The organism is Faecalimonas hominis, from assembly GCF_054660755.1.
On sequence record NZ_BAAHSH010000032.1, the window covers coordinates 1 to 23,261 of the forward strand.

At 38.1% G+C, this 23,261-nt stretch carries 25 protein-coding genes and 3 pseudogenes; 26 read left to right on the forward strand and 2 right to left on the reverse strand.

Annotated elements, in window-relative coordinates:
- The first annotated feature begins 116 nt into the window (after window positions 1-116).
- From ACYQ35_RS06320 to ACYQ35_RS06365, 10 genes and pseudogenes are all read left to right on the forward strand, one after another.
- Window positions 117-560, forward strand: a complete 444-nt coding sequence (locus ACYQ35_RS06320; protein WP_009462079.1) for a LytTR family DNA-binding domain-containing protein — start codon at window positions 117-119, stop codon at window positions 558-560.
- Window positions 561-564: 4 nt separating this feature from the next.
- Window positions 565-1,200 (forward strand): DUF4318 domain-containing protein, encoded by a 636-nt coding sequence (locus ACYQ35_RS06325; RefSeq protein ID WP_009462077.1) that lies wholly within the window; start codon window positions 565-567, stop codon window positions 1,198-1,200.
- A gap of 140 nt (window positions 1,201-1,340) precedes the next feature.
- Window positions 1,341-1,667, forward strand: coding sequence for an HIRAN domain-containing protein (locus tag ACYQ35_RS06330; RefSeq protein ID WP_459831300.1), 327 nt, complete (start codon window positions 1,341-1,343; stop codon window positions 1,665-1,667).
- 53 nt (window positions 1,668-1,720) lie between these two features.
- Window positions 1,721-2,724: pseudogene (locus ACYQ35_RS06335) on the forward strand (helix-turn-helix transcriptional regulator).
- A gap of 100 nt (window positions 2,725-2,824) precedes the next feature.
- A complete protein-coding gene (locus ACYQ35_RS06340; RefSeq protein ID WP_459831304.1) occupies window positions 2,825-3,262 on the forward strand; it encodes a lysozyme inhibitor LprI family protein in 438 nt (145 codons plus the stop codon).
- A 170-nt stretch (window positions 3,263-3,432) separates the two neighbouring features.
- Window positions 3,433-3,558: pseudogene (locus ACYQ35_RS06345) on the forward strand (sporulation transcriptional regulator SpoIIID); the annotation flags it as partial.
- 185 nt (window positions 3,559-3,743) lie between these two features.
- Window positions 3,744-4,268 carry a cysteine hydrolase family protein gene (locus ACYQ35_RS06350; RefSeq protein ID WP_117467743.1) on the forward strand — a complete coding sequence of 175 codons (525 nt, stop codon included), beginning with the start codon at window positions 3,744-3,746 and terminating at the stop codon, window positions 4,266-4,268.
- A 24-nt stretch (window positions 4,269-4,292) separates the two neighbouring features.
- Window positions 4,293-4,457 (forward strand): hypothetical protein, encoded by a 165-nt coding sequence (locus ACYQ35_RS06355; protein ID WP_165853157.1) that lies wholly within the window; start codon window positions 4,293-4,295, stop codon window positions 4,455-4,457.
- A gap of 27 nt (window positions 4,458-4,484) precedes the next feature.
- A complete protein-coding gene (locus tag ACYQ35_RS06360; RefSeq protein WP_117467742.1) occupies window positions 4,485-4,658 on the forward strand; it encodes a DUF6440 family protein in 174 nt (57 codons plus the stop codon).
- A gap of 54 nt (window positions 4,659-4,712) precedes the next feature.
- On the forward strand, window positions 4,713-5,177 hold the full coding sequence (locus ACYQ35_RS06365) for a VOC family protein (RefSeq protein ID WP_459831310.1): 465 nt from the start codon (window positions 4,713-4,715) through the stop codon (window positions 5,175-5,177).
- 146 nt (window positions 5,178-5,323) lie between these two features.
- On the opposite strand, the gene ACYQ35_RS06370 is transcribed toward ACYQ35_RS06365, so the two are convergent.
- A complete protein-coding gene (locus tag ACYQ35_RS06370) occupies window positions 5,324-6,013 on the reverse strand; it encodes a helix-turn-helix domain-containing protein (RefSeq protein WP_117467740.1) in 690 nt (229 codons plus the stop codon).
- Window positions 6,014-6,263: 250 nt separating this feature from the next.
- On the opposite strand from ACYQ35_RS06370, the gene ACYQ35_RS06375 reads away from it, so the two are divergent.
- The 16 genes and pseudogenes from ACYQ35_RS06375 to guaA all read left to right on the forward strand — a co-directional run bounded on the left by ACYQ35_RS06375 (window position 6,264) and on the right by guaA (window position 22,972).
- Entirely contained in the window at window positions 6,264-6,593 is a 330-nt protein-coding gene (locus tag ACYQ35_RS06375) for a hypothetical protein (RefSeq protein ID WP_117467739.1), read from the forward strand.
- A gap of 64 nt (window positions 6,594-6,657) precedes the next feature.
- Window positions 6,658-7,764 (forward strand): replication initiation factor domain-containing protein, encoded by a 1,107-nt coding sequence (locus ACYQ35_RS06380; RefSeq protein WP_173821263.1) that lies wholly within the window; start codon window positions 6,658-6,660, stop codon window positions 7,762-7,764.
- A gap of 67 nt (window positions 7,765-7,831) precedes the next feature.
- Window positions 7,832-7,999 (forward strand): hypothetical protein, encoded by a 168-nt coding sequence (locus tag ACYQ35_RS06385; RefSeq protein WP_165853158.1) that lies wholly within the window; start codon window positions 7,832-7,834, stop codon window positions 7,997-7,999.
- Window positions 8,000-8,090: 91 nt separating this feature from the next.
- On the forward strand, window positions 8,091-9,626 hold the full coding sequence (locus ACYQ35_RS06390; RefSeq protein ID WP_117467738.1) for a recombinase family protein: 1,536 nt from the start codon (window positions 8,091-8,093) through the stop codon (window positions 9,624-9,626).
- Window positions 9,613-9,762 (forward strand): annotated as a pseudogene (locus ACYQ35_RS06395) (sporulation transcriptional regulator SpoIIID); the annotation flags it as partial. The gene ACYQ35_RS06390 and the pseudogene ACYQ35_RS06395, both read left to right, overlap by 14 nt.
- 236 nt (window positions 9,763-9,998) lie before the next feature.
- Window positions 9,999-11,909 (forward strand): PfkB family carbohydrate kinase, encoded by a 1,911-nt coding sequence (locus ACYQ35_RS06400; protein ID WP_459831323.1) that lies wholly within the window; start codon window positions 9,999-10,001, stop codon window positions 11,907-11,909.
- 6 nt (window positions 11,910-11,915) lie between these two features.
- Complete coding sequence (rbsK, locus tag ACYQ35_RS06405) at window positions 11,916-12,815, forward strand: ribokinase (protein WP_040449369.1); 900 nt, start codon at window positions 11,916-11,918, stop codon at window positions 12,813-12,815.
- A gap of 18 nt (window positions 12,816-12,833) precedes the next feature.
- Window positions 12,834-13,796, forward strand: coding sequence for a nucleoside hydrolase (locus ACYQ35_RS06410; RefSeq protein WP_009462064.1), 963 nt, complete (start codon window positions 12,834-12,836; stop codon window positions 13,794-13,796).
- A 12-nt stretch (window positions 13,797-13,808) separates the two neighbouring features.
- On the forward strand, window positions 13,809-14,432 hold the full coding sequence (locus tag ACYQ35_RS06415; protein ID WP_009462063.1) for a hypothetical protein: 624 nt from the start codon (window positions 13,809-13,811) through the stop codon (window positions 14,430-14,432).
- The gene (locus ACYQ35_RS06420) at window positions 14,433-15,188 is read left to right on the forward strand and encodes an energy-coupling factor transporter transmembrane component T (protein ID WP_009462062.1); all 756 of its coding nucleotides are present in this window, start codon (window positions 14,433-14,435) and stop codon (window positions 15,186-15,188) included.
- On the forward strand, window positions 15,176-16,030 hold the full coding sequence (locus tag ACYQ35_RS06425) for an energy-coupling factor ABC transporter ATP-binding protein (RefSeq protein ID WP_459831333.1): 855 nt from the start codon (window positions 15,176-15,178) through the stop codon (window positions 16,028-16,030). The genes ACYQ35_RS06420 and ACYQ35_RS06425 overlap by 13 nt, the downstream gene beginning before the upstream one ends.
- A 2-nt stretch (window positions 16,031-16,032) precedes the next feature.
- Window positions 16,033-16,842: an energy-coupling factor ABC transporter ATP-binding protein gene (locus ACYQ35_RS06430; protein ID WP_009462060.1), complete on the forward strand. Its 810-nt coding sequence runs from the start codon at window positions 16,033-16,035 to the stop codon at window positions 16,840-16,842.
- 160 nt (window positions 16,843-17,002) lie between these two features.
- Window positions 17,003-18,643, forward strand: a complete 1,641-nt coding sequence (gene hcp, locus ACYQ35_RS06435) for a hydroxylamine reductase (protein ID WP_459831337.1) — start codon at window positions 17,003-17,005, stop codon at window positions 18,641-18,643.
- Between the two features lie 128 nt (window positions 18,644-18,771).
- Window positions 18,772-19,965, forward strand: a complete 1,194-nt coding sequence (locus ACYQ35_RS06440) for a metallophosphoesterase (protein ID WP_459831340.1) — start codon at window positions 18,772-18,774, stop codon at window positions 19,963-19,965.
- Window positions 19,966-19,981: 16 nt separating this feature from the next.
- Complete coding sequence (locus ACYQ35_RS06445) at window positions 19,982-21,343, forward strand: MATE family efflux transporter (RefSeq protein WP_459831344.1); 1,362 nt, start codon at window positions 19,982-19,984, stop codon at window positions 21,341-21,343.
- 87 nt (window positions 21,344-21,430) lie between these two features.
- On the forward strand, window positions 21,431-22,972 hold the full coding sequence (gene guaA / locus ACYQ35_RS06450; protein WP_009462056.1) for a glutamine-hydrolyzing GMP synthase: 1,542 nt from the start codon (window positions 21,431-21,433) through the stop codon (window positions 22,970-22,972).
- Between the two features lie 81 nt (window positions 22,973-23,053).
- Here the strand turns inward: guaA and ACYQ35_RS06455 are convergent, their stop codons facing one another.
- Window positions 23,054-23,236 carry a hypothetical protein gene (locus tag ACYQ35_RS06455; RefSeq protein WP_118516517.1) on the reverse strand — a complete coding sequence of 61 codons (183 nt, stop codon included), beginning with the start codon at window positions 23,234-23,236 and terminating at the stop codon, window positions 23,054-23,056.
- Window positions 23,237-23,261: the final 25 nt, after the last annotated feature.

Consider the following 23,261-nt stretch of genomic DNA (forward strand, 5'->3'; position numbering starts at 1 on the left):
TTTGCAACAGCCCCTTTTTGATATGCGCCTTACCATTGTTTTCCGACCTGTTATCAGAAATCCATTTACAGAAAAAAACGGTATTCGTATAATAAAAATAAATAAGGAGGGATGGAATGAAAGTAAAAATTTCTTATATAGAACCAGAAAAAACAGAACGAGCAGAACTTTATGTAGTGAGGGGGCATCAATCTTTAGAAACACTTGTTCAGGTAATTGAAAAGGAATCTTATAAAGAAAAAGTTTTGTATGTGACGGATAAAGACGAAAAGTATCAAATTAGTTGTACACATATATTTTTTATAGAAAGTATAGGTGAAAAAATATTGGTACATACAGAGAAAAAAGTTTTTCAATGTAAAAAAAGATTATATGAATTGGAGAAGGAACTCCCAGAATATTTTTCCCGCATTTCTAAATCGGTTATTTTGAATTTAAGGCAAGTGGAATATTATCGTCCTCAATTAAATGGGATTATGAAAGCGAATTTGTATAATAGAGAAGAAGTATATATTTCGAGAAAATATTTGCGAGAAATACGCTCTAAAATAGGAGGTTGATATTATGGTAAAAAAAGAACAAATACAGGAAGTCGGAAAGAGTGTTTGGATTGGTGTGATTTTATTTTTTAGTGCGGTACTTTTTCTGATGCAGAGCGGAGATATAAACCATTTGAAACTTTTTTCAGATAACCTGCTATGGATAATAGGGGCATATATATTTGGAACGATAGCGGTACGTTTTTTATTTTCATTGGAAATTTGCCGTAAGGGAGCATTTTTATTTCAGGGAGAAGCGATTATATGGTGGGTTTTTCTTGTATTTACAGTGTTATCGGTAATTCTTCCATTTATACCGGAATATATGCGTGATATTATGCTTGTAAATATTTTCGTTTTAATTTTGATGATGCTCGGGAATTATTTACATATGAGATATATTTCTAAAGAGTTAAACGGTGGTGCATGGCAAAAAGATTTTGTTTTGATTGAAGATTTAAAGAGAAAGCCGAGAAATGAAGAAGAGTTTATAAAGTTTATTATTTTATACTGTGAAAAAAATGCATTAGAATTAGAAATACTTCAATATGGTGAACCTGCAAAAGTAAAAATGGGTGGAAGAGTTTATACGGTAAAAATAGTTGAATATTGCAGTTTATCCAATGGGGTTGCGTATGCGATGGAATTTCGATGTGAGTAGAGAATTTTTAGAACGAATATGTATTGTGAAGAGAAAAGTATTTGCGATATCAATCGACTTTGTCTATCAATTAAGAAGGTGGTATTTATATGGGACAGTAAGAAGATTAGACTATAAATATCAAAAGACATTGGGAGGTATTGAGAGATGAAAAAAATTTTTTTACATTAGCAGGAACAAAACATTATTATGGTTCGGAATTTTTTAAGCCGGAAATGAGAGTACAGTTAGAAAAAGAGGAAGATAACGAATACGATACAGAGGCGATTGTAGTAAAAGTGGAAGGGTTGGGAAAGGTCGGATATGTTGCTAACAGTCCTTTTACTGTTTTGGGAGAAAGCATGAGTGCAGGGAGAATATATGACAAAATTGGAAAGAAGGCTTTTGGTGAAGTTGTGTTCGTAATGTCACAGGGAGTTTTGTGTAAATTAGATGAGAAAAGTCTGTTGGATTGGCAGCAAGATTAAAATCTTTATGTTCTTTATGTTATACTGAATGTATGACGAGAGGAGCGAGGAATATGCCAAAAGGAACAAATCAAAAATTCAAACTATATCGTCTTGCGCAGATTATGTTGGAGATGACGGACGATGAACACTATATTACAATGCCTGAAATAATAGAGGCGCTGGGAAAATATGAAATTACGGCGGACAGAAAAAGCATATATAATGATTTGCGGGATTTAGAAGTACTTGGTATTGAGGTGGAAGGAGAATCGGCAGGAAAAGGCTATCACTACCATGTAGTAAACCGTCCGTTTGAATTAGCCGAATTAAAACTTTTAGTGGATGCAATACAGTCATCAAAGTTTATTACAGAGCGAAAAACAAACACGCTTATAAAAAAACTGGAAAAAATGATTAGCAAATATGAAACGATGAAATTACAGAGGCAGGTGTTTGTATCCGGAAGAATTAAGACGATGAACGAAAGCATTTACTACACGGTGGACGCGATACATAATGCGATTGCAGAAAATCGGAAAATCTATTTTCAGTATTATCAGTGGAATGTGAAAAAAGAAATGGAACTACGTCACAACGGAGCAGTTTATCATATTAGTCCCTGGGGACTTTCGTGGGACGATGAAAATTATTATTTGATTGGGTATGACTCGGATGCGGAGACAATAAAACATTATCGGGTAGATAAAATGATTCATATTGAGATGTCGGATGAAAACGAGAAGGAAAAGAAAGTTTCAAGAAGTTAGATTTGGCAGACTATGCGAAGAAAAGTTTCGGTATGTTTGGCGGAAAAGAGCAACAGGTGAAATTGTTGGTAGATAATCGGCTGGCGGGTGTGATTATTGACCGTTTCGGAAAAGATGTGATGCTAATTCCGGCAGATGAAGAGCATTTTACGGTGAACGTGACAGTCCATATCAGCAATCAGTTTTTGTCATGGGTGATTTCGCTTGGAGAAGGTGTGAAGATTGTTTCGCCGGACGAGGTGGTCAATCGTTTAAAAAAGGAAGTAGAGAGGTTGGCCGGACAGTATGGGGTGAATAGGAGAATGTGAATATGGTACAGGAACTACATGGACATTAGAGAATGGGGGAAAATATCTCAAGGAAAATTATCGTGTATATCTTTCACCGGCAAATAATAAACCGGGATATGTGATTGAAAGAAAAGAAAAAATAGGAGAGGATTTTATAGAGACTCCGGAGAATGAGGAAGAAGGGGCTCAAGAACTTTCTGTAAAAGAACGTGAAACTCAAAATGTCGCAAAAGTGGAAGCAGAAGCAAAAAGAAGAGATCAGACATTAAGTGATACCGCAACTCAAATGGAAATGAATGAATATAGTGAACAACTTTATAAATTATGGGACGATGAATTGAATCGATTATGGAAAGTTTTGAAGGAAGAGTTGAGCAGTACGGAAATGGCAAAATTGCTGGAAGAACAAAGAACCTGGATTGCGGAGAAAGAAAAAGCCATTAATGAAATAGGAGAAATCAGCGGAGGAGGAACAGCAACAACTATGAATGAAAATATGACGGGAGAGGATCTTACAAGGAGGAGAGTATATGAGTTATTAGAGTATCTGCCTTAAAGAATATCGTGAATAGAAAAAGAAAATTCGGAAATTGTGTTGTGATTGAAAATCTTGGAGGATATTACGAATTATAAGTTTCTTGGAATGATTTTAAAATAGAATTTCATAATAGCATACTCGTATATTTCTTTGCATAGATTGTATAAACAAATCATGCAGGGGATTTTATGAAAGATTATATTGAAGAGCGAGCGGTGGAAATTGCAACGTATATTATCGAGCATCAGGCGACGGTAAGACAGACGGCAAAAGAGTTTGGAGTGTCAAAGAGTACGATACATATGGCAGTAACAAAATAGAAAGATTTCTGATCGAGATAATATAAGAGAAAAAATGGTCGTGTTGTGTAAGTACAATATGCCCGTTTTCATTATAAAAAATAGAACTAACAATGTACTTAGGACTAGTTGGCGTGCTAACGATTTGGTATAATGCAAATAAAGATAAATATTGGAATTTATTAAGGAGTAGTGGAAGAATGGTATTATTGGTTGTAGACACGCAAAAGGCACTTGTTAACGATGAATTATATAATTGTAATGAGTTTATTGACAATATTCAACTGCTAATTAAAAAAGCACGAGAAAACAATGTTGAAGTCATTTATGTTGTACATGATGATGGTGTTGGGAGCGGTTTAACAAAAGGTACTGATGGTTTTGAAATATTTGAAAAATTTAAGCCACTATCTAATGAAAAAGTATTTGTTAAAATCGTGAATAGTGCGTTTAAAGATACTGGTTTAGTTGAGTATTTAATGAAAAAAAATGAAAAAGATATAGTTGTTGTTGGACTTCAAACCGATAAATGTATCAATGCAACAGTAATAAGTGGATTTGAATATGGCTTTAATTTGATTGTACCTGCATTCGCAAATTCGACGGTAAACAATAATTATATGAATAACAAAAAAAGCTATCGGTATTATAACGAATTTATGTGGCATGAACGGTATGCTGAATGTATTTCTATAGAGGAAACTATAAAAAGAATGGAGGACTAAAATTTAGTTGATGAGGAGATTATTATGAAAGATAAAAGTATTTTAATCAGTATGGGAATTATTCTTTATATTATTATGGCTGGAGTGGATAGATTTGTTTATCGCATACCTAATATTGTTTATATTCCAGTAGCAATTTTAGGTATTGCTTTAATGTTGATTGGATTTTTCAAGAATAAATCAAAATAAAAAATTAAAAATCAGAGGTGATTTGAAATGAGTAAAAATAATAGGTTTGAAATAGTGTATCAAGAAACGGGTTTAAAAAGTGAGAAAACAATATATGTTGATAAAGAAACAGGAGTAAATTATCTTTTTATTGCAAATGGATTTGGAGGTGGTTTAACTCCATTATTAGATGTGGAGGGAAAACCTATTATTACGAAATGATCCATAATACTAAGAACTAATAGACGAATATATAAACTAGGACTTGTGGAGGTAATGGAAATGAAATTGAAAAATCCTATGCTAGTGGTAACAGATATAGAGAAATCAGTTGAGTTTTATAAAAAAGTTTTCGGGCTTCATGTGATTATGGATTTTGGAGCAAATAAAACTTTAACAGGCGGTTTGGCTTTGCAGACGGTTGAAACATATAAAGACTTTATCGGGAAAAGTGGTATTTCTTTTGGTGGCAATAACTTTGAAATTTATTTTGAAGAAGATAATTTCGATGAATTTGCGGATAAGCTGAAAGAATGTAATGTTGAATACGTCCACCCCATTGTAGAACATTCATGGGGACAGCGTGTTGTTCGTTTCTATGACCCAGATAAACATATTATTGAAGTTGGTGAGAACATGAAAATAGTATGTAAGCGTTTCTTAAATAGTGGAATGACACCAAAACAAGTATCAGAACGCATGGACGTACCTATGAAATTTGTCAATGCCTGTATGCGATAAATCCCAGTTTGCCTATACCTAGTGAGGTCAAGGAACAAGGCGAAGCCGATACGCCGTAGGGCAGTCCTTGACGGAACGGACACAGCCAACAGCACCATGATACAGCAGAGGACTTGTAAGGTCAGAAACCTTGCAAGTCCTCTTGTTTATTGTTGGTTGTGATATTTTAGGTATAGTGCTTCTTTTTCAATTTCTTTCTCAAATGCCTTTATATGGAATCCATATGGTTTAGTATTGATTTGAAAACAATCATCAGTTGGTGAATAGGAAAGCATGGTAACTTTCGGTTCAAACGTTTTTGTGTCAATTCCGTAATAATATATAGTAGCAGTTATCAGTACCATGTTGATACTTTCAAAATCTTTTGTAAAAATAGCGTGCCTGTCAGAGTGGAACAGGTCTGATGGACATTCGTAAAACTCGGAGCAGTCCTCTTTTAAAAACAAGGGGAGCAGGTGCATTGCATTGGAACTCCTGTCTACAAGAACATAGAAACGGGGAATCATGGCGGCATACTGGGGCATCATGGCAATATACATATCATCTAGCTTGTCAAGAAGATATTCCGAGCAGTCATTATTATAAAAGACATAAGGAAGTGCCTGTTCCTGCCCTTGTGAGCCAGTCTGCATGGGTACGTTCTCTCCGTAAAGCCACCGCAAGTCCACATCTAAAGAATCGGCAATCTGTTCCATTTTATCTGCTTTGGGATTGTACTGTCCTGAAAGATAGGAACTGAATGCTCCTTTGCTGATACCTGTATCTTTTACAATATCAATCTGTTTCTTATTTTTAGCTTTCATAGCAAATCGAATCCGTTCTGCGATGGTATTCATCTGAAAAAACCTCTCTTTCTATATCTCGTTATAACTTGTTATATCTTATCATCTAAATCCACTATACCACAGGTGCAGAAAAAAGAAAATAAAAAGTTCATAAAAAACTAAACTTTCTCTTGCGAACTGAAAATCTGTGTGCTATGATACAAATGGGTTCAGAAATAACTGAACTATATGACGTCATATCAAAGGAACTGGAAATAAAAGAAAGCTGTCCTATCGGCAGGACGGGGAGAAAGGAAGATGTATGCAGATTACATTGACAAAAGAACAGGTCAGAGAAGCCTTTGGAGAACTTCGATTTATGGGTGCAGACGCTTGTTACCATTATGATAGGGAGAACAAGAAGAAAACAGAGGAAGTGGAAGCCTTAAAACTTCATCTTGGAAGCATGAAGTTAGGAAACAGCGTGGATATTCGTCTGGAAGCAACGGAACTTCCGAAGATTGAGCCTTATGCGGTGGTAGAACTGGAAGAAGCAGTATACTCGCCTTATGTACAGAGAGGGAATTTCCCTGTGCTGGTGGAGAGGATTACCTGTAAAGGAATCCGCAGTATTTCAAGCAAACAGGTATAGGCAGTCAAAGTTCCTGTCCCCGTTCTGACGTACCAAACGGCAGGTTGGGGGCAGGGCAACGGCAATGCCGTTGCAGATAGGAGGTTTGATAAATTTGGAAGAAAGAAGCGGAAGTCTTCTTTCAGAACTCCCCTACACTAACAGGGGAGTAATACGGCAGAAAGAAGAATTAAGCGCGTTGATAGACTGGTGTCAGATAACCATTAAGGAAGTTCCATTAGAAGCAGTCATAGAAGATGTGCTGAGAATACCTTTGGAACTTATGACGGTCACAGGCTATGAAAAGGGGATTGCAGGACATGAGGTTGTAGCAATCTTCGATAATATCAAGGTGCTAAAGCCAACAGGAAACGCACAGTATCAAGGCTTTCAGATTTTAATGAGTGGGAAAGGCTGTCGCAACTATGAGATTTTTTTACAGCTCAATGAGGAAACATGGTTTGATTTCTTAAACAGAGTTTGCCAGTATCACATCAACTTTCCTCGGATTGATTTGGCGATAGATGATAGAAAACCATATTTGAGTATTCCCGATTTGATTGTAAGGACAAAAGAGGGATTGCTTTCCACAAAGTTACGGGAGATAGATTTTCACGATTCGGGAGAACTAAAAGAGGAAGTCTTTCAGAGTAAAGGTGGAAGTCTTTATCTCGGCAGTTCAGCCAGTAATTTAAGATTGGTATTTTATGAAAAAGGATATGAACAGAATAAAAAGTATGGAACGGAACTGGATGAAAATTGGAATCGATATGAATTGAGATTTCGACAGGAAATGGCAGTAAGTGTCGTACAGGAATTATTGAGATACAGAGATGTGGCAGGACTGGCAATGGAAGTATTGAACAGTAAAATACGATTTTTAGAAAAGCCGACAGACAGCATGACAACTCGAAAAAGACTTTATCCCACTTATCGCGCGTGGGCGGAACTGATGAAAGACATAGGTAAGGTGAAACTTACCATGCAACCACAGAAGAAAAGTCTGCAAAAGGTGTGGGAATGGCTGGAAAAATATGTTGCACCATCTTTAAAGCTGTTTGCAGAGGTGGGAAAGATAGAGCAGAGAGATTATATTGGGAATCTCATAGCAAATGGAGAAATGAATATCACACAGAAGCAGTTGTATGAGGACTACTTAAAATCCTTAAAGTTAAGTGAAAAGAGAAGTTAAGGTAAAAGGGAATAATCGTTCAGACTGGACATATAAATGCAGAAAGGACTTTTAGGAGTGAACATATTTGAAAAAGACGAAACTGAATATACGTTTTCATAATCCGAATACGGAGGAAGAAACCGTTCAGTACATAGCAAAGATTTTCGTAGCAGTAGGTGTCCAAAGATTAGAAAAAGAAGTAGAAAGTGCTATACAGAAGAAAGAGTATGAAGAAGTAATGAAAATAGTATAGTAAGTTGCAAATTCATCTTGAGAAACAGAAGTGACTATGATAAGATAAAGAAGTAACAGAAAGATGATTAGTAAATAGGTAGGTGTTGGAGATGAATATAGCCGCTTATTGTAGAGTATCAACAGATAAATCAGACCAGTTAAATAGTTTAGAAGCACAGAAAAAGTTTTTTGCAGAGTTTACAGAGCGTAATGGACATAATCTTGTAAGACTATATGCAGATGAGGGTATTTCGGGAACAAAGATTAAAAATCGAAAAGAATTTCAAAAACTCATGCGTGACGCAAAGCAGGGGTTATTTGATATGGTTGTTGTAAAGGATATTTCAAGATTTGCCCGTAATACCGTTGATTTCTTACAAAGTATTCGTGCATTGAAAGCACTAGGAATTGAAACAACATTTTTAACAGCGAATATGACAGTATTGGGGAACTCGGAATTTGTTCTAACCATTTTCGGAGCTTTGGCACAGGAAGAAAGTGCAAACACTTCTAAACGTGTGAAATTCGGAAAGAAAATGAACGCAGAAAAAGGACGAGTTCCTAATATTGTTTATGGGTATGATAAAACGATTGGAGATTATTTCAATCTTGAAATAAATAAAGAAGAAGCTAGAAATGTAAGGCAGATTTACAAATGGTATATTGACGAGGGATATGGTGCGGCTAAAATCGCAAATATGTTGAATGAACAAGGGATAAAAACAAAACGTAATTGTGCGTGGAGTCAAAATGCGATTTGCCGTATTCTTACAAATGAACTCTATACGGGAAAAATCATCAATGGAAAAGAGGAAGTTGAGGACTTTCTGACTGGGGTAAGAACCACAAAAGAAGAAAGCGAGTGGCTGATTACGGACAAGCCGGAACTTAGAATCATTGAACCGGAGATATTTGATAAGGCACAAGAAGTATTAAAAAGCAGGCATAAGGCATTTAAACTAAATAAAGAACGACAGAGTAACAAATATATTTTTAGTACCTTAATTAAGTGTAAAGAATGTGGCTGGTCTTTTAGAAGAACAGTCAGAACCTATAAAAATACTTATATTCGTTGGGTTTGTTCGGGACATAACGGAAAAGGGGTAGATAATTGCCCGAATGCAGTCACGATAGATGAAGCGGAACTCATACAGGCATTAGATGAATATTTTAAAGAGATTTTAAAGGATAAGAAGAATATCATAAATCGTATTGTAAAAGAGTTTAATCGGATATATAAGAAAAAGGAAGATAATGAACAATACGAAAATGAACTAATGACAGAACTTGCAAAGTTGAAAAAGACAAGAGAAAAGTATATGGATATGTACACAGATGATTTAATCAGCCGTGAGGAACTGAATGAAAAAATCGGAGGTATGAAGAAAAAGATTGAGAAACTGGAAAACGAGTTAAAACTGGTAGAGTATAATCTGAATAAGGGCGACCAGTTGGAAGAAATCGTACAGCATACGTTCAAAAACATTGAGGGCATTACTTCAGTTGCAGATATGACAAATGAGCAGTTGAAACAGATTATACAGAAGATTGAAGTAGATAAAGAGGGGAATGTGGACATTTACCTTAGAATATTTGGTGATTTAGGTTTAGATGATAGCGTTCTAATTAGTTACGACCATACATAAAGACGTAACTGAACGTCTGCAACAAATCAATCCGGCTCTTGCGCTTCAGGCAAGAAAGGTATTAGATACAAATAAATCGGAAAGGCATATCCGAGGGGGTATGGCAACAAGAGAAAAATATTTACATCAGCACTAAAAAGTGTAGGAAAAAAATCTGTCCGGGCGTGACAGATTTTTTTATGTCTAAATTCTTGTAAATTTACCCAAAGAAAAGAGAACGAAAATTGTTTAGTGAACAAGTTGATTTGTGCATAATGTGGGAAAATAGTTTCGTAATTAGCCAATATTGAAAAGAATTGCACAAAGTGATAAGATTTATACAAAATTAATTTACTAAAAAGATTTCTGAAACAGAAACGGAAAGGAGGTTAAATGAACATACAGGATATTGCAAAACTTGCAGGAGTATCAGCCTCTACAGTTTCTAAAGTGATGAATGGAAAAGATAAAGACATCAGTGAAGAAACAAAGAAGAAAGTGTTGAAAAATATAGAAAAAGAAAACTATATTCCTTATTCAAAATTTCGGGAAAAGGCGGGAATGAAAAGTCATCTGATTGGTCTTATTCTCAAAACAAAAAACAGAGAGCGGGAAAGCATTGTTTTACATGTGGAGAAAAAAGCAAGGGAAAACGGATACGGTTTACTTATCAGTTACGCAGATACGCAGGAGGATATTGAACTTTGTGTGGAAGAAATGAGGCAGAAAAAAGCGGAAGGGATTTTAGTGGATTCCGATAAATGTGTTTCCGCACATGGATTTGAGAATGCGTGTGTCTATCTTAATCAGACAAAAGAATTTGATGAAAAGCAAAAGGTTACCTTTTATTATCGGCTTTCAGAAGCAGGACGTTTGGCAGTGGAAAGACTTCAGAGGGAAGGGCATGAAAAAATTGCGTGCATTATTTTGAATACCGATAAAACTATTCGGGACGGATACGAAACGGCAATGAGAAGTATGCAATCTCCGATTCAGCCGATGTGGATTTATGAAGGAAAATCAATCGAAGATGTGGAAAAGTATGGAATCCGGCAATGCCTGAGCGAAAATGTGACAGCAGTTGTCTGTGGTTCCCCTGAAATAGCCTACTGCATCTATAAGGTGATGGAAAGAACGAGAATGTCCATTCCGGATACACTTTCCATTATTTCCATAGGGGAAAGCCGCCTGTTAGAGTTAGTGGGTGATGGAATCACAGGCGTCAGCCTTCCGTCAGCATGTATGAGTTCCGATGCGGTAGAGTATCTTGTGGAAATGATACAGAAAGAAAAGAAAATAGAATTGATGAGAAAATTTTCGCCGACACTCATTGAGAGGAACAGCGTTACAAAACCTGCTCAGGAAAAGCAGGGTGAAAAAATAGTTGTTGTGGGCAGTATGAATATGGACGTTACCGTGGAAGTGTCAAGAATTCCCGTGGACGGGGAAACACAACTTGCGGAAAGGCTGTATGTTTTTACCGGAGGAAAAGGGGGAAATCAGGCGGTCGGTGTTGGAAAACTCGGCGGTCAGGTATATATGATAGGCTGCCTTGGAAATGACATGGACGGCAAACAACTTTACAGTACGCTGGTGGAAAATCATGTACATATGGACGGAGTGTTATTTGACACTGAACTGCCGAGCGGAAAAGCCTACATTAATGTGGACAAAAATGGAGAGAGTACAATCGTTGTGTATCAGGGAGCAAATCGCAACTTAAGTATTGAGCAGATAAACAGATGCAAATATCTGTTTCAAAATGCAAAGTATTGTTTGTTATCACTGGAAATTCCGGAAACTATTGCAGAATACACAATTAAATTTTGTAAAAGGAACAACACACAAGTTATTTTGAAACCGTCCGCAGCGGACAAAATAAAAGAAGAACTGTTGAAAGACATTGCATACTTTATTCCGAACGAAAAGGAACTTCACAATTTTGTGCAGGGAAAAGGAGCGATAGAAAAGAAGGCGCAAATCCTTATGGATAAAGGTGTTGAAAATGTAATTGTAACCCTCGGAGAGCGAGGGTGCTATTTACGCAACAAAGAATATTCCCTGTATTTTGAAGGCTCAGGATTTGAAGCGGTAGATACGACAGGCGGTGCAGATTCATTTATCAGTGCGTTGGCAGTTTGTTTGAGTGAAGGAAAAAACATTATACAGTCTATAGGTTTTGCAATTTACGCATCGGGAATCAGCGTGACAAGACATGGAGTACAGCCGGCGTTACCTGACAGAAAAGCGGTGGAAATATATGAAGATGAAATTCGTTCTAAATATGGAAAAGGAGGGGAATAGGAAAAGATGAAAAAGATACTGATTATCGGGAGTCTGAATATGGATATCGTGCTGGAGACACCACGTATTCCAAAAGCGGGAGAGACCATTTCCGGTAAAAATATTATGCAGGCTCCGGGTGGAAAAGGTGCAAATCAGGCGTATGCAATCGGAAAACTTGGAGGAAAAGTTGAGATGATTGGCGCGGTGGGAGATGACAGTTTCGGTTATAAACTGAAAGCAAATCTGGAAAGTGTCGGAGTCAGTACAGTTGGCGTGGAAACATTTTCGGGAGAGCCTACAGGTCAGGCGTACATAGCAGTCGATGAAGAAGGAGAAAATTCCATTATTCTGATTGCGGGAACAAACGGAATGGTGACAAAGGATATGATTAAAAAGAATCTGAAGAAAATTCAGGAGAGTGACATTATCATTATGCAGTTGGAAATTCCGTTGGAAGTTGTGGAATATGTCAAGAAGTTAGCGGTAGGTCTGGGGAAAACTGTGATTGTAGATCCCGCACCGGCAGTTCCGAATATTCCTGATTCATTCTGGAAAGGAATTGACTACATTAAGCCAAATGAGACAGAACTGGAAATTCTCGCAGGAAAAGAGATGAAAAATCTTGAACAGTTGAAAGAAGGAGCGAGGATAATGCTCGAAAAAGGAGTTAAAAATGTTGTGGTAACTCTCGGAGGTGACGGGTGTCTGTTTGTTTCAGCGGAAAAAGAGGAATTTTTCCCGGCGAATAAAGTGAAAGTGGTTGATACGACGGCGGCGGGAGACAGTTTCACGGCAGGAATGGCATTGGCCCTTAGTCAGGGGAAAACATGTGAGGAAGCAATTGCATTTGGGCAGAAGGTATCGGCAATTGTGGTTTCCCGAAAGGGAGCGCAGATATCTATACCTGCGATGGAAGAGATATAAGGAAGAAGGAGGGAAAATATGCAGAAAATTATTATTGATACGGATCCCGGAATTGATGATGCTCTTGCTATCTTGTTGGCTTTGGCGGCAAAAGATGAGTTGGACGTACTGGCTCTTACAACAGTGAATGGAAATGTGGGAGTAGAGCAGGTAACAAAAAATGCTTTCAAAATATTAGAAATCGCAGGAAGAACAGATATTCCGGTTTATATGGGAAATGGCAAACCGCTTATGAGAGAGAATGAACATTGTGAAGAATTCCATGGAGATGACGGAATGGGAAATCTTGAGATGCCGGACTGTCATAAAATTCCTGAAAACGAGAACGCAGTAGACTTTCTGATAAGAAAGGTCAGAGAAGAAAAAGGAGAGATTACGCTTGTACCGATAGGGCCGCTGACAAATATAGCAGAGGCGATACAGAAGAATTCGGATTTTGTGAAAAATGTAAAAGAGGTTGTTATTATGGGTGGGGCAGAACATGGCGGAAATATGTCACCCCATGCAGAGTTTAATTTTTGGACAGACCCTGAGGCGGCGAAAATTGTATTTCAGGCAGGGTTTGAGAAAGTGACAATGATAGGACTGGACGCTACGTCATATGTTTTTTTAAGTCCAACACTGCGGGAGTTATTATATTTAATCAATACTCCGATTTCCAGATTTATTCACAAAATAACAAGGGTGTATGCAGACGGGCATTGGGAAGTGGAGAAGAAACTTGGCTGTGAACTGTGCGATGTATTGACGATTGCATATTTACTGGATCGCAGCGTTGTTGAAAAGACAGACGCGTTTGTAGATGTGGAAACGCAGGGCCTTTGTGACGGTGCATCGGTTGTGTATCGCCAAAAATATTATCCTGACAAGATGAAAAATTGCGAGGTGGCGATAAAGGCAGACACAAAGAAATTTTTTGAACTATTTTTTACATATTTATTTCCGGAACATAAGGAAAGTTGGAAAGAGTTTATATTTTAGGAGGGAAAAAAGATGACAAATGAGAAAAAAGGTTTAAAGGCAGACTTTAATTTAATTACGATTTTGATTATTCCGATTGCAATTGCAATTAACTTTATTGTTGGAAACTTAGTGCTTACATTAAAACTTCCATTATATTTGGACAGTATAGGTACGTTTCTTGTAGCAATACTTGCAGGGCCTTGGGTAGGCTGTCTGACAGGTGTTTTGAGTATTGCGATAAACTCTATTACGGATCCGTCATTATTTCCGTTTGCAATTATTTCAGGGGTCTTGGGGTTGGTAATAGGAACTATGGCGAGAAAAGGAATGTTTATAAAATTTAGCCGCTTTATTGTATCTTCCATTATTGTATCAGTTATTGCGGTTGCTTTAAGTGTTATTATTTCATACGCATTTTTCGGGGGATTTGATTCCAGTGGAAACTCTATTATGATCGGCGCCATGGTATCAGCAGGGATTCCGTTTTGGCCGGCACAGATTATCGGCAACCTTATTTCTGAAGTTCCGGACAAATTTATTTCACTTTTGGTGCCATACTTAGTGATAAGAGGAATGTCAGACAGATACTTGTATAAATTTTCAAATGGTTCAGTGTTTATTAATGCGAGAAAAGATAAAAAGGGGAGCAAATAAATGAACAAAAAGCAAAAAGGGATAAAACTTCTAAATCCGCTGACAGTTTTATATCTGGTTATCTTGCTGGCAGTAGTATCAGCACTGTTTGATTATAAGATAACGATAGTATCTGTTTTAGTAATGATGCTGCTGGCGGGAATATCAGGAGAAGGAAAACCGTATTTTCTACTGTGGCTAAAATCAATCTTTTTGATTTGTGTTATCTGTTTTGTTTTACAGTCCCTGTTTATACCGGGAGAACAGATTATATGGAAAGTATGGGTGTTTTCGATAAAAGTAGAAAGCGTACAGAAAGCAATCATACTTTGTTCAAGAATTTTAGGAATAGGTTCGGCAATTTTACTTGGTGGAAAATTGATCGATATTAAAAAATTGATGATTGTACTGGAAAAGAAAGGAATGTCATCATCGGTTACATATGTTTTACTTTCAACAACTAACATTATTCCGCAGATGTCAAAGAAAATGGGAGCAATTTTAGAAGCACAAAAATCAAGAGGAATTGAGACGGACAGTAATATGATTGTAAGAGCAAAAGCATTTTTCCCATCTGTCGGACCATTGCTTTTAAATTCTTTGGTAAATGCAGAAGAAAGAGCGATTACATTGGAGGCTAGGGCGTTTTCAGCTCCGTGCAAAAAGACTTCGCTGAAGAATGTGGAAGATTCAAGTCGGGATAAAATGTTGAGAATTGTATTTATTGCAGCAACGATTTTAGCGATTGGAGGGAAAATAGTTTTATGGATAGTATAAAAATAACAGATTTATCATATCGGTATCCAACCGCTGAGGAAGAGGTTTTGCGACATGTATCACTTACAATCAAAAAAGGAGAATTGTGTGCGATTGTGGGAGCAAATGGAAGCGGAAAGACGACTCTTTGTAATGCTATCAGAGGATTTGTTCCTAAGTTCTATAAAGGAGAGATTTCGGGAGAAGTTCTTGTAAATGGAAAAGACGTTCAGAAAGAAGATATTGGGAGCACAGCGTTAGAAGTAGGGTTTGTCTTTCAAAATCCGTTTACCCAGATTAGCGGAATCGCGGATACGGTTTATGAAGAATTGGCGTTTGGATTGGAGAATATGGGGATAGATCCGACAGAGATAAATGAGCGGATTGAAAAAATGATGAAATTGACAAAAATTGAAGAATTTAGGGACAGGGATCCTTACCAGTTATCGGGAGGACAGCAGCAGAGAGTCGCATTAGCATCTATTTTAGTTATGGGACAGGATATTCTTGTCATTGATGAGCCTACATCTCAGTTGGACCCGCAAAGTACGGACGATGTTTTTGAAATGATTCAATTAATGAAAAACATGGGGAAAACTGTCGTTCTTGTAGAACATAAAATGGAACAGATTGCAGAATATGCGGACCATGTTGTTGTTATGGATAAAGGAAAAATTGTTTTGGAAGGCACGGCAAAAGAAGTGTTTTCCAATCCGAAGTGTATGGAGTATCATACAAGACTTCCGCAAAGTACAAAAATTGCAATGGAACTGATGAAAGAAGGGATACCATTTCAGGAGATTCCGGTTACGGTAGATGAAACAATTCAGATACTAAATTCAATTATGGGAAAGGGCGTATAAAAATGGCATTAGTAGAAGTGAAAAATATTTCATTCCAATATCCAAACGGATATTTAGCGGTTGATGATGTGAGTTTTTCCATTGATGCTGGAGAAAACATTGCAATTGTCGGACAAAATGGAGCAGGAAAGACAACAACCGTAAAAATGTTAAATGGACTGATAAAAGCCTGCAAAGGAGATGTTCTCATTGATGGAGAATCGACACAAAAATATACGACTGCACAAATGGCAAAGCGGGTGGGCTATGTATTTCAAAATCCTGATGATCAGATTTTTAATTCTACCGTGCGTAAAGAGATTGAGTACGGGCTAAAGAAAATGAAAATTGATCCCGATGAGTGTGAAAGAAGAATTAAAGATGCCGCAGAATTGACAGGTATGGATAAATATTTGGAAGTGAATCCTTATGATCTTCCGTTATCCATAAGAAAATTTGTTACCATTGCATCAGTTATTGCGAGTAATTGTGAAGTTATGATTTTTGATGAACCTACGGCGGGACAGGACTTGGAGGGGCTGGCAAGATTGTCAAAGTTGAATAAAATTTTGACTGAGCGTGGAAAAGCAATCGTGACGATTACACACGATATGGAATTTGTGGCGGAGAACTATGAAAGAACAATCGTTATGTGCCAGAAAAAAGTGCTGGCAGATGGAAAAACAAAAGATGTTTTCTTTCAAAAAGATATTATGGAGAAAGCGATGTTAAAACAGCCCGTAATTGTCAGGATTGCAAATCAAATTGGAATGAAGGAAAATACGCTGGATATAAAAAAAGTAGCAAAATTTGTCGCAGACAATCGAGGTTAAATAAGATGCATTTATAATGATGAAGGAGGAAAATCTTGAAAAATAGATTTTTCTCCTTATTTTTTTATTTCTGTTGTTATAACAACAGATTTTTCTTTTTGCTTATAGTATGCTGAACTCGAAAATAACTGTATGAATATATTTGTGATGGAGGTCAATTATGGAAGAAAAAATGTTTTGCTATCAATGCCAGGAGACGGCCGGCTGTAAGGGGTGTACCATGTCCGGCGTATGCGGGAAAAAGCCAGATGTGGCTGCTATGCAGGATCTTCTGGTTTATGTGACAAAAGGAGTATCCGCAGTTACTACGATGCTGCGAAAGGAAGGAAAAAACATATCCGCCGAGGTGAATCACTTAATTACACTAAACCTGTTTACGACGATCACCAATGCGAATTTTGATAAAGAAAGTATCGAAGAAAGAATTCGCACTACGTTGGAAGTCAAAGATTCCCTGCTGGAGGAACTTCACAATCCGACCGATCTGCCGGAAGCGGCAAAATGGTCCGGTCTTGGGGATTGGGAGGAAAAGGCGAAGACGGTGGGCGTGCTTTCCACAGAAAATGAAGACATTCGGTCATTGCGGGAACTGATTACCTACGGACTGAAAGGTTTGTCCGCTTATTCTAAACACGCAAATGTACTTCTGCATGATTCGGAAGAGGTTGATGAATTTCTTCAGCGGGCGTTGGCGGCTACGCTGAATGATACTCTCAGCGTGGACGATTTGGTTGCACTGACTATGGAGACGGGAAAATACGGTGTATCCGGTATGGCTTTGCTGGACAAGGCTAATACAGAGACGTATGGAAATCCTGAAATTACAAAGGTAAATATCGGCGTCCGAAAAAATCCGGGAATTCTTGTGTCAGGACATGACCTGCGGGATTTGGAAATGTTGTTGCAACAGACACAGGGAATAGGGGTAGATGTTTATACACATTCTGAAATGCTGCCGGCACATTACTATCCTGCCTTTAAAAAGTACCAGAATTTTGTCGGTAACTACGGAAATGCATGGTGGAAACAAAAAGAGGAATTTGAGTCTTTTAACGGTCCTATATTAATGACGACAAACTGCATTGTACCGCCGAAGGACAGCTATAAAGACAGGCTGTATACAACCGGGGCAGCGGGATATTCGGGCTGCACGCATATTCCGGGAGAAATCGGAGAACAGAAAGATTTTTCCGCGCTCATTGAACACGCGAAAAAATGCGCAGCTCCAAATGAAATCGAGACAGGGGAAATTATCGGTGGATTTGCCCATGCACAGGTACTGGCTTTGGCGGACAAAGTGGTGGAGGCCGTAAAAAGCGGCGCAATCAAAAAATTTGTAGTTATGGGTGGCTGCGATGGACGGGCGAAGAGCCGGAATTACTATACGGAATTTGCCAAAGCGCTTCCAAGGGATACGGTAATTCTAACTGCAGGCTGTGCAAAATATAAGTACAATAAGTTACCGTTGGGTGACATTAATGGAATTCCCCGTATTTTAGATGCGGGCCAGTGTAATGATTGTTATTCACTGGCAGTGATTGCACTAAAACTTAAAGAAGTTTTTGGCTTAGATGATATTAACGATTTGCCGATTATTTATAATATCGCATGGTATGAGCAGAAAGCGGTAATTGTTCTGCTGGCTCTGTTGTATCTTGGTGTAAAAAATATCCATCTTGGCCCGACACTTCCCGCTTTCTTAAGTCCTAACGTTGCAAAAGTTTTGGTGGAGAATTTTGGTATCGCAGGAATCGGTACTGTGGAAGACGATTTAAAATTGTTTTTTAGTGAAAATAATTAAATAGCAGTTTCAATTAATATTGGGAGCAGGAACGAAGTTGGCGTTCCTGCTCTTTAACTTTTTATTATACCATTTTCGCGGATTTGTATTATAATAAGTAAATAATAAAACGAAAGAAAGGAGTAGTTATGGTTACATTATTTCTTATTCCTATATACATTTTGTTCAGTGTATATTTGTGCAGGTGGTTATTCCGCTGGCTGAATTCCTGTCATTGCTGGTTTCAAAATAAAGTGACGAAAATTGTTATCATCTCAGCGTACATTTTTGTTTCCTCCACGGTCATTATAAGTTTTCTCCTCCCGGTATCACCTGTTCAAAGAGTATTGAAACAAATCAGCAATTACTGGCTTGGGACACTGGTCTATATTTTTCTTGTTGTTCTTCTCGCCGATGTGGGAAGAATCATTCTGAAACGAACAAAGTGGATTTCAAATGAAAAACTATCTTCCGGACGGACATTTGTCATTACGGGAGGAATCTGTATTGTGCTTATCGCGGGCATAAGTATTTATGGTATTTTAAATGCGCGAAATATCCGCACAACTGCTTATGATGTCACAATCGAAAAAGACGCAGGAGAATTAGAGGATTTAAAAATCGCATTGGTGGCAGATTTGCATTTGGGCTACAGTATAGGCGATTACCATATGGAACAGATGGTTGAGAAAATAAATAAAATGGACGCGGATATTGTTCTGATTGCGGGGGATATTTTTGACAATGATTATGACGCTCTATATCACCCGGACTATTTAATCAAAACACTGCGGGGGATAAAAAGCAAATACGGAGTGTACGCCTGCTATGGAAATCACGATATACAGGAAAAAATTCTTGTTGGATTTACCTTCCCGGGTGGAGAGAAAAAACAGAGTGATCTGCGAATGGACGAATTTTTGAAGAAGGCAAATATAAAATTGTTGAGAGACGAGGCTGTTTTAATTGACAACGCATTCTACCTTGTATCAAGACCGGATTACAAGTGTCCGGGAAGAGGGATTGAACAGAGAAAAACTCCGGAGCAAATTACAGCAGAACTGGATAAAACAAAACCGATTCTTGTCATGGAACATGAGCCGAAAGAAATTGAGGAATTGGAAGAAGCGGGGGCGGATATGCAGTTGAGCGGCCACACACATGACGGGCAAATATGGCCTGGAACATGGCTTATAAAATGTTTTTGGAAAAATCCATACGGTTACATGAAAGAGGGAAATTTACACAGCATTGTCACATCAGGAATAGGGGTGTATGGTCCTGCCATGCGTGTCGATTCTAAAAGTGAAATTTGTGAAATACATGTATCATTTCAACAGTAAGGAAAAGAGGGTAATAATGAGAACAAAAGTAAAAACAGACAGAACACATTACTTATTTGATAACAAAGCAATTATTGCGTTAATTATTCCGCTGATTATTGAACAACTTCTGGCAGTGCTTGTAGGCATGGCGGACTCTGTTATGATTGCCAGTGTAGGGGAGGCAGCCGTATCCGGTGTATCGCTTGTGGATAATGTAATGGTACTTTTGATTAATTTATTTGGAGCGCTTGCAACCGGAGGTTCTGTTGTTGCGGGACAGTATCTCGGTAAAAAACAGGAAGAAAAAGCGGACAGGGCATCAAACCAGCTTATATGGTTTATTACAATCTGTGCAATTGGGATTACAATTCTTGTCTATTTGGGGAAAAGTTTTATTTTACAGACCGTATTTGGGGAAATCGCGCCTGACGTTAGGGGATATGCGAACACATACCTCTTAATTGTAACGGCATCTATACCGTTTATTGCCTTATATAACGGCGGTGCAGCCATTTTTCGTACAATGGGAAATGCAAAAGTGACAATGGTTGTTTCTCTTATTATGAATGCGGTAAATGTGATCGGAAATGCCACTTTAATTTACGGGTTTCATATGGGTGCGGAAGGGGTTGCCATTCCGACATTAGTATCACGAATGGTTGCGGCTGTTTTGATAGTTATTCTTCTTTTTAATCCAAAACAGGTTCTGCATTTACAAAAAACACTCAAATATCGTCCTGACTGGAAAATGATAAAGAATATTTTAGGACTGGGCATTCCAAACGGTTTGGAAAACAGTATGTTTCAGTTAGGAAAAATTATGGTATTGAGTTTAGTTTCCACATTTGGTACATATGCCATTGCCGCAAATGCAGTGAGCAATGCAGTGGCCATGTTCCAAATCCTGCCGGGAATGGCGATTTCGCTGGCAGTTACAACCGTTATTTCCAGATGCGTAGGTGCAAAAGACTACGAGCAGGTTTCTTATTACACAAAAAAGCTAATGACAATCACTTATGCCTGCATGATAGTGACAAATGTCATTATTTATTTGTTGCTTCCTGTCATTATGCAAATATATAATCTGTCCGCAAAAACCTCTCAGGTAACGGAGCAGATACTGATATTTTACAGTGTAAGCTGTGTGCTTATCTGGCCGATAGCATTTACTCTTCCGACAACGTTAAGGGCAGCGGGAGATGCGAAAATGAGCATGATAATCTCTATTCTTTCCATGTGGATATTCCGCATAGGCTTCAGTTATCTGCTGGGAAAATACTTCGGCATGGGCGTATTTGGCGTATGGGTTGCCATGGTTATCGACTGGGTATTCCGTGCAATCTTGTTCGTGGCAAGATATATTGGAGGAAAATGGAAAGAAATCCGTACTGTTTAAGGAAATATACAAAACCCTACTTGTAAAAGAGGGAAAGTTAGCATATAATTAATATTCAATGAAATACGAATGTGAGGAGGAAATCTTTTGAATAACGAAACAGTTATCGTCCTGGATTTTGGCGGACAGTACAACCAATTAATTGCAAGACGTGTAAGGGAATGTAATGTATATTGCGAAGTGCACCCATATACACTTAGTTTAGAAAAGATAAAAGAAATGAATCCAAAGGGAATCATTTTCACGGGAGGTCCAAACAGCGTTTATGATGAGGCATCTCCAAGATATGAAAGAGCCATTTTAGAACTCGGAATCCCTGTTCTTGGCATCTGCTACGGCTCACAGTTAATGGCATATTTATTAGACGGCGATGTGAAGACAGCACCGGTCAGCGAATACGGTAAAACGGAAGTAGAAGTGGATTCATCTTCAAAATTATTTGAAGGAGTACAGAAATCTACAATCTGCTGGATGAGCCATACAGATTATATTGCGGCAGCGCCGGAAGGATTTAAAATTACGGCAACAACACCGGTTTGTCCGGTAGCGGCAATGGAAAATGAAGCAGAGAAATTATACGCAGTACAATTCCACCCTGAAGTATTGCACACACAGGAAGGTACAAAGATGTTACGCAACTTCCTTTATAATGTGTGTGAATGTACAGGCGACTGGAAAATGGATTCGTTTGTGGAAAAATCAATCGAAGCCATTCGTGAAAAAGTAGGCGATGGAAAAGTATTATGTGCGTTATCGGGCGGGGTGGACTCTTCCGTGGCAGCAGTAATGCTTTCTAAAGCAGTAGGAAAACAGTTGACTTGTGTATTCGTAGACCACGGTTTACTCCGTAAAAACGAAGGTGATGAAGTTGAAGCAGTATTCGGTCCTGAAGGAAACTACGACTTAAACTTTATCCGTGTAAATGCACAGGAGAGATTTTACAATAAATTAGCAGGAAAAACAGAGCCTGAGGAGAAGAGAAAAATTATCGGGGAAGAGTTTATCCGTGTATTTGAAGAGGAAGCAAAGAAAATCGGAGCAGTAGATTTCTTAGTGCAGGGAACAATTTACCCGGACGTAATTGAAAGTGGATTAGGAAAATCAGCAGTAATCAAGAGTCATCACAATGTTGGAGGACTTCCTGACTGTGTAGATTTCAAAGAAATCATCGAGCCGCTTCGTGATTTGTTCAAAGATGAAGTACGTAAAGCTGGACTTGAACTCGGTATCCCTGAACACTTAGTATTCAGACAACCATTCCCGGGTCCGGGACTTGCAGTTCGTATTATCGGTGAAGTAACAGCGGAAAAGGTAAAAATCGTTCAGGAAGCAGATGCGATTTACCGTGAAGAAATTGAAAAAGCAGGTCTTTCAAGAAACATCGGACAGTATTTTGCAGCGTTGACAAATATGCGTTCCGTAGGTGTTATGGGAGACTTTAGAACTTATGATTACGCGGTAGCACTTCGTGCCGTATTGACAAGCGACTTTATGACGGCGGAAGCGGCAGAGATTCCGTGGGAAGTTCTTAGTAAAGTGACGACAAGAATTGTAAATGAAGTGAAACACGTTAACAGAGTCATGTATGATTGTACAGGAAAGCCACCTGCGACGATAGAGTTTGAATAAAAAAATAGAGCTCGGAAATCCAGCGTTTATGCGGGTTTCCGGGCTCTTGCCATGTGGTTTGAGTACAGATTGAGTACAAAATTATTTTTTGTTTTTATTTTGAGTGTTGAGTTCAAAGTGTAAAGGTGTTGTACCTTCTGTTAAATAAGTAGTTGCTTGTGTATTTGCCGTAGGTGTTCCTAAGTCTTGAGGAGTAATTGTTCCACCTGAGCAAATTTTATTTAATAATTCTGTTGCATTAGTAGTGTTGCTCTTATCTGCCATTGTTTCACCTCCTCGTATTATAAAG